The organism is Perlucidibaca sp. (assembly GCF_057084925.1).
The window spans coordinates 41680-53926 of the sequence record NZ_JBXMRC010000020.1; the positions used below are offsets into that span (position 1 = coordinate 41680).

The 12247-nt window shown below is 54.7% G+C and carries 11 protein-coding genes and 1 pseudogene; all 12 read right to left on the minus strand.

Annotation, left to right across the window (positions count from 1 at the left end; genetic code table 11):
- Positions 1-77 precede the first annotated feature (77 nt).
- On the minus strand, positions 78-716 hold the full coding sequence (locus AC14IB_RS05850; protein ID WP_484230996.1) for a type IV toxin-antitoxin system AbiEi family antitoxin domain-containing protein: 639 nt from the start codon (positions 714-716) through the stop codon (positions 78-80).
- 53 nt (positions 717-769) lie between these two features.
- Positions 770-1654 carry a UTP--glucose-1-phosphate uridylyltransferase gene (locus tag AC14IB_RS05855; protein WP_484230997.1) on the minus strand — a complete coding sequence of 295 codons (885 nt, stop codon included), beginning with the start codon at positions 1652-1654 and terminating at the stop codon, positions 770-772.
- 87 nt (positions 1655-1741) lie between these two features.
- Positions 1742-2005: a type II toxin-antitoxin system CcdA family antitoxin gene (locus AC14IB_RS05860; protein WP_484230998.1), complete on the minus strand. Its 264-nt coding sequence runs from the start codon at positions 2003-2005 to the stop codon at positions 1742-1744.
- A gap of 101 nt (positions 2006-2106) precedes the next feature.
- The gene (locus tag AC14IB_RS05865) at positions 2107-2448 is read right to left on the minus strand and encodes a VanZ family protein (RefSeq protein ID WP_484230999.1); all 342 of its coding nucleotides are present in this window, start codon (positions 2446-2448) and stop codon (positions 2107-2109) included.
- 32 nt (positions 2449-2480) lie between these two features.
- Positions 2481-3704: a hypothetical protein gene (locus AC14IB_RS05870; protein ID WP_484231000.1), complete on the minus strand. Its 1224-nt coding sequence runs from the start codon at positions 3702-3704 to the stop codon at positions 2481-2483.
- Positions 3705-3960: 256 nt separating this feature from the next.
- Positions 3961-5721 (minus strand): annotated as a pseudogene (locus tag AC14IB_RS05875) (polysaccharide biosynthesis protein); the annotation flags it as partial.
- Complete coding sequence (locus tag AC14IB_RS05880; protein WP_484231001.1) at positions 5708-6883, minus strand: DegT/DnrJ/EryC1/StrS family aminotransferase; 1176 nt, start codon at positions 6881-6883, stop codon at positions 5708-5710. The gene AC14IB_RS05880 and the pseudogene AC14IB_RS05875, both read right to left, overlap by 14 nt.
- 447 nt (positions 6884-7330) lie before the next feature.
- Positions 7331-7990, minus strand: a complete 660-nt coding sequence (locus AC14IB_RS05885) for an acetyltransferase (RefSeq protein ID WP_484231002.1) — start codon at positions 7988-7990, stop codon at positions 7331-7333.
- The gene (locus AC14IB_RS05890; RefSeq protein WP_484231003.1) at positions 7987-8586 is read right to left on the minus strand and encodes a sugar transferase; all 600 of its coding nucleotides are present in this window, start codon (positions 8584-8586) and stop codon (positions 7987-7989) included. Before AC14IB_RS05890 ends, AC14IB_RS05885 begins: the two co-directional genes overlap by 4 nt.
- Positions 8583-9794, minus strand: coding sequence for a glycosyltransferase family 4 protein (locus AC14IB_RS05895; protein WP_484231004.1), 1212 nt, complete (start codon positions 9792-9794; stop codon positions 8583-8585). Before AC14IB_RS05895 ends, AC14IB_RS05890 begins: the two co-directional genes overlap by 4 nt.
- Positions 9791-11647, minus strand: a complete 1857-nt coding sequence (locus AC14IB_RS05900) for a heparinase II/III family protein (protein WP_484231005.1) — start codon at positions 11645-11647, stop codon at positions 9791-9793. The genes AC14IB_RS05895 and AC14IB_RS05900 overlap by 4 nt, the downstream gene beginning before the upstream one ends.
- A gap of 364 nt (positions 11648-12011) precedes the next feature.
- The coding region (locus tag AC14IB_RS05905; RefSeq protein ID WP_484231006.1) for a serine O-acetyltransferase at positions 12012-12247 on the minus strand (236 nt) is incomplete at its 5' end.

A 12247-nucleotide genomic window follows, 5' to 3' on the forward strand; every position in this document is an offset into this window, starting at 1 on the left:
AACTTCCTGCAGGACTTCACGCCAAGCGTGATGAATATCATCACGGGTTTGCTGAGGATAACGCGCCAGCATTTGCGTCAAGACCGACATCCCTGTGCCTCCATGAGTTTGAGTAACACGGACAACACCTGCCTCTTATGGCCACTGAAAACGACCTGCTGAACGATCGTGGTGCGCAAGTCCAGAAACAGTGCTTCGTCGATCCGCAGGTCGTCAAACAACAGTCGAGCCATCGCCAGTGGGCTGCTGACCTGGAGATGACGCGTGAGTAGCAGCTTGTCACATAAGGCTTTTTCGGGGCTTGCCATCATGTAGCCGATGCCCGTTGCCGTTGGCTGACTGATCTGACCCAAGGCATAGCAAGCCAGCGGTAGATGCTGATAACTAAAACGCCCCACGGGCGTTTGAAAAATTTGGCTGCGTCGCGTCGTGACCGAGGTGACTTCCGTCACGCCTTCAGGAATCAGCCCGTAATGACTCAAGGCATAATCGAGAGAGACATAAGACGGCCCCCAGAGGCTGTTGGCCACAACCGGCAACTCAAGGGTTTGTGGCGGCAAGCGCCCAGACAAATACCAACCCCGCCGCAACGGGATCCAATCACCTGCCGCCACGGCACGCGCTAATTTATCTTTTGGACGACGGTAGTCAGACCACGAGGCCATTAAGACATGGTGCGGTACCGGCACGGTCGTTTCGTGAGGAAGCCCTGTCATGACTGCTATTTTTGCATAGATAGTCGAATAATAATCGACTATCTATGCAAAAATTAAAGAATATCGCTGCTTAGCCACGCCTTCAACGCCGGCCCCATGTCGGCGTCACGCAGGGCTAAAGCGATATTGGCTTTGGCGTAGCCGAGTTTGCTGCCACAGTCGTAGCGCACACCGGCAAAGCGATGGGCGCGAATGTCGTGACTCGCGAGCAAGGCAGCAATGCCATCGGTGAGCTGAATTTCACCGCCGGCACCGGGCTTAACGTCGGCCAAAGCGGCAAAGACCGCGCCGGGCAGCACATAGCGCCCCACCACGGCCAAGTTACTCGGGGCATCGGCGGGTTTCGGCTTCTCGACCATGGCGGTCATGCGCAGCGAACCCTCAGCCAAGCTCACCACGCCGTATTTGTCGGTTTGCGCGCGCGGCACTTCTTCCACCGCCAACGACCAAGCACCGGTGTCGCGATGCAGGGCGGCCATGTCGGCCAAGCAACCGGCTTGGCCCACGGGCGCATCAATAAAGTCATCGGGCAACATCACGGCAAAGGTTTGTTGCTCACCGCCGGGCAAGGCCGCCAGCACATCACGCGCGCACAGCACGGCATGACCCAGCCCCAAGGCCTGTTCCTGATACACCACGGTCACCGACATGCCGGGCGGCGTGGCCGATTGCAGGGCCGCCACTAGGTCGTGCTTACCTTTGGCCTCCAGCTCTGCCACTAATGCGGCATCGGCCGGCTGCAAATGCCTTTCCAGCGCCGTCTTCACCGGCGAACTGACCAGCACGACATGACGAATACCGGCACGAAAGGCCTCCTCCACGGCATATTGCACCAAGGGGCGATCCACCACGGGCAGCAACTCTTTGGGGACCGACTTGGTGGCGGGCAGGAAACGGGTGCCGAGGCCGGCAACGGGTAAGACAACGGTGGAGATCACGCGATCACACTCCCTGTAGAGATTGGGTGGACTACTCAGTAGCCGTTAAACAAGAAATCCAGTGCACGAGTGATTTCGGCTTGGCCATCAAAAGCTTCTCCACACATCCAGTGGCAAGCCTTCAGCCTCTATCGTGGCATTGTAAGCGGCAATGAACGCCGCATGCTCCTCGCGCCAGCGACGCTCCTGCTCACGCTGAACCCACTCGCGCAGGTAGCTATCGCATACCTGTGACAGGTTAATTTGCAACGCCTTGGCAGCATCTAACACATCGGCACTGAGGCTGAGGTTAGTCGCGCGCTTCCCCAGTGAACGAGGATGCGGTCCGGCACCAAACTGTGCAGGTGGCATATTTATCTCCATGCGCATGGAATTGTGCGCACATCTTATGTTTGAAATTGCGGTTGCGTCTATTGGCCTTTGAAAAAGAAAAAACCCGCCGAAGCGGGTCATTAAGCGGGGGGCTGCCGTTGCCAGCGACAAATACACCACGCCAAACCAATGCCGATGGCATCGGCGAGTAGATCTAAGGTTTCGGCACTGCGCCAAGGTGTTATAGCCTGGGACAACTCCGTTAAAACCGCCAACATCAACAAAAACCACGCCACGGATTCAGCACGCCATACCCAAAACGCGGACGCGGTCAGCCAGAAAAATAAACCGGTGTGGATGAGCTTGTCGGCCCAGCTAAACATCAGGCTTTCAGGGACGGTGATAGGAATCAGCAAGAGCGCCCAAATGACCAGCACCTGAAAACACCACAGTAGTTTCAGCGGTGTGCGATTAGGGTTCACTTTTTGATGTTGCCTGTAAGAAAGCTAGCTCTTTAAGTTGATAGATTCGCATAAAACTCAGAACGCATTGCCTGACGGCACAGCGGTCGCAAGGAAATCTGGCCGCGAACATCCATAGCCAATAACTCTTCAACTGAGTTCACCACAAAAAATTTTCCGCTAGAAGTATGGGCATAGTTGATACGCAGGCTTCGCATCACTGCAGCATCGGCTACTTGCAAGCGCGTGAACGCAAAGAGCTCGGGCTGAAATAAGTACTGCGAATTACAGCAAAAGCCAACAATTTGATGATCAGCCGGTAATTTGCCCAATACGACACCCAGAGACGATCCGGCAAACTCATCCCGAAATTCATCATCGATCAAATCGGTCAAAGTGAAGGCTGGGTTTTGCATGAAGTCTGGAAAAGCATTAATCGTGCCAGCGTAAGTAAGTTGCACCACGCCTTTGGCAGCAGATTCATGTTGCCCCCTAACTTGCATCACAAAAAGTTGATCCTGCTCATGCTGAATACACACTAACCCGGTAATACCTAGGGTATTTGGGGTGTAGTTTAACAAGCGAAGGCTGCTGGATTCGCCACTGAAAAAACGCCGATAGACACGCTCATAGACTGGTGAAAACAAGGAACGCAGGCTTTCAGAATGCCCGATGTCTCTCGATCCATTACGCGACAAGACAAAATCAGGGAAGTGATGAGTGAAAAAGAACTCTCGAAATGAGGCAACACCAAGGCGTATCTGCAGATTTCCGGTGGCGTCCTTGTGTAGCTCACGTAAGGTCAGCTTAGGAACATCTAAAGCACCAGCGTGCACATTGAAATACTCATCCAAGTCCATGGGCAGCGCAGATAGAATAGCCGCCACGGCCGGGTGGCGCTCATGCAGGCTTTCATTCAAGGATACGGAAATATGGTCGGCTGAAAGTGAAATGAAAAAGCGCTCATCCGGCAATTTTGAACGATCAATACGGTGCTGCTCATCCGCATAGTAGGTTCGCCAAAACAGAAACATCACGGTGATGGTGAAGATTAACGCCAAGTCAAAAAATACTGGCGAGAACGACTTCAAGAGCTCCAACCCACCTTGAGCTGAAGCCGAAAATATTTGGTAGGCAATGAGCAGCAGCAGTGCGCAATAGGAAAGCGCGAGTACCTTTGCTAAACGGCGATTGCGAAGAACATCACCCAACCAGGCGTGACGCCTAGTTAGGTGGTCTAGTGTGCGTCGAAGGCGAATACGACGAGATTCAGACATTCAAATCACTCTGCATCGCAAGCTCCGCTTCTTCCTGCAGCGCCGCCTCGAACAAGCGAATCGACTCTTGGTTCTCACGGCGCGCATGCAAGCAGGCGGAATAGTCTGGCGCTGAGAAGTCAGGCTTGTAGCCGGGAATTTTCAGCATGAGCAAGCGCTTTAAGCCCTGGGTATCGCGCTCTTCAGCCAATGCCCGGATTTCTGCAAACAAAGCCTCAACCTGAGGCAAGCTCATGAACGCTTCTTGTGCTTTGTAAATTAACGGATGCTCAGTCTCTGTTTCGCCGCCATCACTGATCAGTAGCTCTTCATAGAGCTTTTCACCCGGCCGCAACCCGGTACAGACAATTTCAATATCACCTTCTGGGTTCTCCGGGGTGCGCTCGCTTAAGCCCGACAAGCGGATCATTTGCTGCGCTAAATCCTTAATGCGCACCGCCTCGCCCATTTCCAGCAAAAACACTTCGCCGCCTTTGGCCATGCCACCGGCTTGAATCACCAACTGCGCGGCCTCAGGAATGGTCATGAAGTAACGCGTAATGTCAGGGTGCGTAAGGGTAATGGGCCCACCCTCAGCAATTTGCTGGCGAAACACGGGCACCACCGAGCCAGATGAACCCAACACATTGCCAAAACGCACCATGCTGAAACACGTACCGAGCTGATTCGGCTGGATAGGCTCCGCCGCAAGGGCTTGCAGCACCAACTCCGAAAGCCGTTTAGAAGCGCCCATGACATTCGTCGGGCGCACGGCTTTGTCGGTACTGACCAGCACAAACACTTCCACGCCGGCATCGCGAGCCGCCAAGGCGGCACAATAGGTGCCTACGCTGTTATTGCGAATGCCTTCAAACGGGTTGGCCTCCACCAGCGGCACATGTTTGTAAGCTGCCGCATGGTAGACCGTTTCCACCCCGTGATACTGCATCACGCGCTGCAATCGCTCTTGCTCCAACACGCTGCCCAGTAAGGGGATTAAACAGGCCTGCGGGAATTTCTCACGCAACTCCCGCTCAATGCTGTAGAGGCCGAATTCGCTGTGATCGAACAAAATTAGGGATGCCGGCTCGGCAGTGAGTATTTGGCGGCACAACTCGGAACCAATCGAACCCGCCGCGCCGGTGACCATGACCACGCGATCTTTAATGTGGTGCTGAAACAAGCAGAGATCGGGCGGCATGGGGTCGCGGCCGAGCAAATCCAAAATATCGACTTCACGCACATCACCGAGAGTAATATCGCCGGCCACAATTTGATCTAATCCGGGCAATAAGCGCACATAAACGCCGGACCTCTCCAACTGCGCCACAATTTCTCGGCGACGCTGACGCGTCACAGAAGGCATGGCCACAATCACTTCAGACACCTTTAACGCACTTAGGTGGTGGCTCGCTGCGAAGCCCGCAAATACGGGCAAACCGTTCACTTGGGTACCAATCAGTTGGGCATCATCATCAAAAAAACCCAAGACCCGGTACTTTGTCATGCCGCTGGCTGCGGCCATTAACTGGCGCCCGGCCTGGCCTGCGCCATAAATCATGAGCCGTGATTTTTGCTCATGCTGACTTAAACGGTAAGCAATAAAGCCACGAATCGCCGCACGACTTACCCATACATGCATGAGCAGTAAGAAACCACTCATAATGGGAATGCTGCGTGGCAATTCCTGCATGAAGCCACCCGTCACGCAGAGCAAAAAAAGCACCGACCAGCCCACCGAGGCTAGCAACACTGATTGCAAAAAATGCTCATCGAAGGCGCGCACCACGGCACTGTAGATGTGGCAGATCACAAAGCACAGGGTCATGAGCACGCCGGATAAGAACACCGTGTGTGGTGTTAGGCCATGAAAGCCCCAATCGCCATAACGGATGCTGAGCGCTACCAACAAAATGAGCGGTAGTGCCATCCAATCAATGGCCAGCAATACTCCTTGTTTAAAGCGACGCGGGCTCTCTTGCAGCCAAATGGACCAGTGACGGGCCAAGATCGAAGGCGTGTTTTTACGCTGTGGCACGCGTCATCACCTCGGTTAGCACCGAACACGTTTTGGCAATTTCCGCCTCGGTCAGCGTGGGGTGTACCAGAAACATCAAGCTGGTTTCACCCAATTCGCGCGCCACCGGCAAGCGCTCGGCCGGGCGCCAGCCGGTGTCATCAAATGCTTTTTCAAGGTACACCTCAGAGCAAGAGCCGCTGAAGCAGGGTACACCCGCAGCATTGATCTCGGCCATGATGCGGTCTCGCGACCAGTCAGACGCCAAGCGTTCAGGCCGCACGAAAACATAGGCCTTGTAATGCGCATGAACCACGTGATCAGGAATGTCCGGTACACGCAGGGCCAGAAGTAGCGCCGCTGTTGCTAGGATCGCCTCGGCATTTCGGGTACGGGTAGCCGTCCAGGCCGCCATACGCCTGAGCTGAATACGGCCGATCACTGCCTGCATCTCCATCATGCGCCAGTTGGTGCCAAAGCTGTCGTGCACCCAGCGGAAGCCCGGCGGATGCTGACGCTCGTAGACGGCCTCATAGCTTTTGCCATGATCCTTGTAGCTCCACATGCGCAGCCAGAGATCACGATCATTGGTCGTGACCATGCCACCCTCCCCGCCGGTGGTCATGATCTTGTCCTGGCAAAAGCTCCAAGCAGCGGCGTGACCGATGCTGCCAACAGAGCGGCCCTTGTAACGAGCGCCATGAGCCTGAGCACAATCCTCAATCACATACAGGTTGTGCTCAGTCGCCAGTTCCATCAGCGCATCCATATCGCAAGGCATACCGGCTAAGTGCACGGCAATGATCGCTTTCGTGCGTGGCGTGAGTACGGTACGCACGGTCTCGGCGGTGATATTCTGGCTGTTCGCATCGACATCAGCAAAGACGGGCACAGCACCTGCCGTGACAATGCACGAGGCCGAGGCGAGGAAGGTGCGTGAGGTAACGATGACTTCATCACCACGGCCAATGTTCAATGCTTTAAAAATGACATCTAACGCTAAGGTGCCATTAGCAAGCGCCAGTGCATAACGGCTATCAGCCCAGATAGCGAATTCTTTTTCGAATTCGCGGCATTCGGTGCCTGTCCAGTAGTTGACCTTGTTGGAGAGCATGACGTCACGAACAGCATCGGCCTCTTCAGTTGTAAAGGCGGGCCAAGGGGAAAATAGAGTATTCAACATGTAATCTTGCTCAGGTTAAGCGTGTTGTGTTGATTTGTGAAATTGCAGCTAATCGCAAGATGGCATGTTACGACAACTACGTCTTAATTTTCAGGCTAAGACACTTAAAGCTTAGACCATCGAACTGCTCAATCGAATTTGTAGGGGGTTGTCAAGTCAATATTAATACGACTCTTTCTCGACGCGGCAGCTTGGCCGCAAGGACAAAGAAAGACGCAATCCGCTGCACGTTCAGTTTGTACTTGTTGCGAGTTCCAGTTGCTGTAGTCTCCCTACTAAATATCCGCCATCAATGAGAGTGGCAGTGCGCATTTTGCTCTTCCATGAACAAAAACGCCTTTGATTGGACAAAACACGGATTGGCTTGGTCACTAACTAGCAGGCGCGGAACATGCACTACTTGCATTACCCATTTTAGAAGAAAGCCTACATTTGGTCGTGCGTCACTTAGACTTTAGTCATCGCTCGCGCCGGGTTTCCCACCACCGTAACACCTGCCGGCACGCTTTTAGTGACTACCGCGCCCATGCCAACCACCGCGCCTTTGCCAATCACCAGCGGCTTGCCTGGTGTGCCCTGCTTCAAAATGGCGCCGGTACCGATGTAGGCATGATCTTCGATGTGCACATTTCCGTTGCACTTGACACCGGGAGCAAAGGTCACGAAATCACCTATCACACAGTCATGCTCTACATAGCTATAGAGATTGGCATGGAAAAATCGACCGATGCGAATATTAGAGGTCAGCGTAACAAAGGGACTCAAGGCGTTGCCCTCACCTAGCACCACCTCATCCATCACAACCACATTGCCGGCCTGCACCGACCAAGGCAACACGCCGGCCGCGGCCAGTTGATTAGCCAATCTGGACCGAATCGCGCTGTTGGCGATGGCAATCACGGCATGGCGCTGACTGGCCGGCTGTGCTAGAAACTTCGGCCAAGACCAAACCGGATGGCCATTAAGCAGCCCCTCTTGGGGCGTATCATCAATAAACACCAACCTGTTCTGCGGCAGGGCTTTCGCAGCCAGCATGGCTCTGGCCAAGGGCATTATGCCGCGGCCGCACCCGCTAGCCCCATACACCCCGTACAGTGGGTAACTCATGACTTATAACTACCCGTGAATCGAGAAATGGTGGCCTCTCCCTCTGCCGAAATACCATCACGAACCAAGACTTTCTTCACAGTTAACCACAGAATTCGAATATCCAGCCACAGCGACTGGTTATCCACGTACCAGACGTCCAACTTGAACTTTTCTTCCCAACTTATGGCGTTACGACCATTGACTTGGGCCCAGCCGGTGACACCTGGGCGAGCATCCTGACGCCGGGCCTGTTCAGTCGAGTAGAGGGGCAAGTACTCCATCAACAGGGGGCGAGGTCCGACTAGGCTCATATCGCCCTTGAGCACGTTAAACAACCCCGGGAACTCATCCAAGCTCGTGGAGCGTAGGAAACTCCCCAATGCAGTCAGTCGCAGCTCATCTGGCAATGTATTACCTTTTTCATCCAGAGCATCACGCATGGTGCGGAACTTGACCATCAGGAACGGCTTACCCTGCAACCCTGGGCGAATCTGGCAAAAGAGTATTGGATAACCAAGATTGAAACGAATCAGGCCGGCCACGATCAACAGCACGGGGGACAGCACCAACAGCCCTCCCGCAGAGGCAACTATATCGAAGGCGCGCTTAATCATGTCATCACCCCCTCCACCCAAGCCACGAATCGCGATGCAAGAATATCCCGATCATATTCAACCCTCGCTAGCTCGCGTGCACGCTGCCCCATGGCAGACAGCAGGTCGCGGTGTTCAGCCGCGTGCACTAGGGCATCGGCGAACTCCTCTGGGGCTTCCGGGCCAACGGGATAGCCGCATTGGTTCTTCTGAATAAGCTCGGCCAACCAGCCTGGGTAGTTATTCAGCACCGGAAGTCCGGCGGCAATATAATCGAAAAACTTGTTGGGAGAAGTGCCGTAATAAAAGGCTGGGACATTGGCCAAGATCTGCATGCCAACGTCTGCTGATGCCATGAGGCCAGCCAGCGTCTTTTTGGTCACCGGCGGATGAAAGACCACGTTGTCGAGCCCCTCGCGTGCCGCCCGCTCCTGCAAGGCTGGCTTGAGCATGCCATCACCCACCAATACCAACTTGATGTCGCTACGCCCACGACGCCTCAGAACCGCCGCAGCATCCAGAACGGCATCCAGACCATTCGCGAGGCCATGGGTGCCAGTAAAGATTGCCATAAGGTCACTGGCGGCCACAGATTCGGGACGCCACGGCTCCACCACTTCGGTAAAAATATCCAGGTCACAACCGTTCGGCACCGCGATCAAACGGTCCGACGCAATCCCACGCTTCATGATCCCCTCGACAATGCCCGGAGAAAGACCAATCAGACGATGAGCCGAGTGATAGGAAACCCACTCAAGAGCCGACATCATCGCCAACACAACGGGATTGGTGATAACACCCATGGCCTTGGGCAATTCAGGCCAAAGATCACGCACCTCGAAGACGAATGGCTTGCCGCGCAGCCACCGCGCGAAGATGCCGGGGATACCGGCCGTCAATGGGGTGGTGGTGGCAAACAAGACATCGCAGTCATGCCGCAGCGCGACCATGATGCTGCGCCAAGCAAACGTCAGGAACACCATCACTCGTCGAACGAAGCCCATCTTGTTCGAATATGGCAGTTCGAACTCGATGACATCTATGCCACCGACATTACCGGTACGACGTCCGTCTTCGAAGGCCTGCTCCAGTCCCGTGTGCCCGGTGCTGCCGCAGACCATGGTCACTGCATGGCCACGGGCGATGAGACGACGCGCCAATTCGTAGGACCGCGTACCGGTCGATCCCTGAGGGGTCGAAAAGTGCTGGTGAAAATAAAGAATATTCATGAATCCCACTCGACGATCGTCCTTATCGTGCCAGACTGTCTGACCTCAACCTCAAGAACGGGTAACTTTGATTTTTGCATGTAGTAGCGCGACTCCCAACCTTCTGCTAGGCCCATACGCTCAACTGGCAGATCCGTAACCACGGTCAGACTGATGCGGCCGTTGGTCCATGTGCAGCCCTCACGCGTCCACTCACCGGGTTGCAAGCGCCAACGCAGGATGGCGCTATCGCAGAAGCCGGCAATCTGGTCATCCACCACCATACGTCCATTTTCCAGGATTACTTTGCGCCGGTGTTCCGACCGCCAACTATCGCGATATCCAACATCGACCCTATCGGCCACTTCGGTGGTGGTGAGCACTGGCTTGCCGGACACCTTGAGCCAGTCGCCGAACAGGAAGCGGCTGATGCGCGCCATCTGGTCCCGACCGTCAAACTGCACGGTGTTGTGCGATCCGGTGCCCGGAAAGTAAGACAGCCACTCATCCCCGGCGTTGTAACTGTAAGAGCCTGCGTCACGAAGCACATTGTCGCCGCCCAGCCAGAAATCGAGGTGCAACGCATCAGCCTGGCCCGGGCGGAAACGGAAGCGAGGATAGCGCAAAACAGCAAAGGCATGCCCCCTGCAAAGGCAGGCGTAACCTCCGTCATCAAACAGACGCGTCGCGGGAGGCGGCTCAATCTGGTCCGGCACGGGCAACCCAAGCCAAAACAACGGCTCATTCCAGCTACCTGAACCCGGCCAAGCCGATTTGCCGGCAAACAGGGCCATGGCCAGCTGCACTGACGGCCGGTAGTCACGGTAATCAGTTACCGACAACGGCAGCAGGCGCGCACCGTCATTGGCGCCAAGATTTGGTGCGTCCCCGTTGTCCGCGCGAGTCATTGCACGCATCCACTGCGTTGCAGCCAGCGCGCGCTCATAGAACTGCCCGGTAAAGTCATTCAGCGCAAGATCCCGACGCCAGAGTTCGGCCATCGACAAGGTGTCGAGCAGCACCCGATGGTAGTTAACCGAGTATTGGCTGAAGCTCCCGTCCGAGGAGACCAATTTGGCAACCCGGTCCTCCAACCAGCGCCGCCCCATGGCCTGCCACTTTGCTCCGCGCGACGCAGGCCGGTGTCTGGACAGCCAACTTCCGCCAATGAACAGCGCAGCCGCCTCGGATGTGCCGTGGTTGTTGTCTTGGGAGACCGCGTAGTAAATGGTGGGGGCAATACGCTGCAAATGCAGATCAATCAGGTTTAGAAGGCCTGCCGACGGTGACGACTGCTGCTTAAGAAGACGCGCAGCCATCGACAAATGCATAACTCGTATAGACGCTTCCTGACCGCACTTCCAGTTGGGCCCTCGATAAGCCGGGTTGCTTACACACCAGCTCTGGAGCCACAAATTTAGTCTATCAGACGCTTCGGCTTCACCTGAAGCAGCCCTCTGAGCAAAGCTCAACAACCAATCGAAACGGGAGGACTCCCATACGATCTTTATGTCTCCGAATGATGTGGAAAAATCAGGCAACCTCCACCACGGATCGCTCGATCCGGGAAACACCTTCCCAGTCAGAGGATTGTTGTGCCAACGGGGATGTTCCTTATCCAACGGTATCTCAATGTATCCAAATAAGTTGGTGGTACGCCACCAATTTGAAGTACACCTCAGAATACCAGATGATGACAATTCAGGACGACCATAAAACTCCCCCACGGCAATCTCTCCCGCGCGGTCGGAGTACAACCTACCGATACCTAATCCTGTGCGAATCCGATAAATTAGGGCCCTTAGAAGATTGGCTACACCCAATCTCCAAAAGGTACGCCAGTTCGCCAAGACCAAGATCGACAGCCTTATCATGCGTTGCCTCCGGGAAAGTGCGCCGAATCGTAACTCCGCAACAATTGTCTGACGCTAACACAGGGCCAATACCCCCCAAACGGGCCAAAAGCCATTGTGAAGCAATCAAAATTAAGTGGAAGAGCATCGAATTTGTTGGCGTTATCCTTTGCCTGACCGAGCCGCCGCATGGTGCGGACCAGAATCGTCAGAATCAGCATTCGAATGCCGAGGAAGACACTATCGAAAGCAGCACAAAAAACAAGCTCTGCATAAATACTCTCAGAACCATCAATTTCTGGGGAGATTACCATCTGCCGCAGTTGCTAGCGTGACAAAGTATCAAGGACATTTACATTTCCATCTGCACCAATACGCCTAAATACTAGTCTTCAAGCACATTCCTAATCTTACGAGCGGGAACGCCCGCATAAACCGAACCACTCGGGATATCGGTAGTCACTACGCTATTGGCCCCAATCACTGATCCTTTCCCGATTCGAACAGGACCAAGGATCTTTGCGCCTGATGCAATAAACACATCATCTTCAATAACGGGAACCCCACCCCGCAAGAAATTCCCCCCCAAAACCACGCCAGTCCCAATATTTACGCTCCGGC

Bases quoted from the DNA above. Each gene is read 5' to 3' on its own strand.
- AC14IB_RS05895 (WP_484231004.1), bottom strand. From the start codon at position 9,794: ATGAATATTCTTTATTTTCACCAGCACTTTTCGACCCCTCAGGGATCG.
- AC14IB_RS05890 (WP_484231003.1), bottom strand. From the start codon at position 8,586: ATGATTAAGCGCGCCTTCGATATAGTTGCCTCTGCGGGAGGGCTGTTG.
- AC14IB_RS05885 (WP_484231002.1), bottom strand. From the start codon at position 7,990: ATGAGTTACCCACTGTACGGGGTGTATGGGGCTAGCGGGTGCGGCCGC.
- AC14IB_RS05850 (WP_484230996.1), bottom strand. From the start codon at position 716: ATGACAGGGCTTCCTCACGAAACGACCGTGCCGGTACCGCACCATGTC.
- AC14IB_RS05880 (WP_484231001.1), bottom strand. From the start codon at position 6,883: ATGTTGAATACTCTATTTTCCCCTTGGCCCGCCTTTACAACTGAAGAG.
- AC14IB_RS05870 (WP_484231000.1), bottom strand. From the start codon at position 3,704: ATGTCTGAATCTCGTCGTATTCGCCTTCGACGCACACTAGACCACCTA.
- AC14IB_RS05860 (WP_484230998.1), bottom strand. From the start codon at position 2,005: ATGCCACCTGCACAGTTTGGTGCCGGACCGCATCCTCGTTCACTGGGG.
- AC14IB_RS05900 (WP_484231005.1), bottom strand. From the start codon at position 11,647: ATGATAAGGCTGTCGATCTTGGTCTTGGCGAACTGGCGTACCTTTTGG.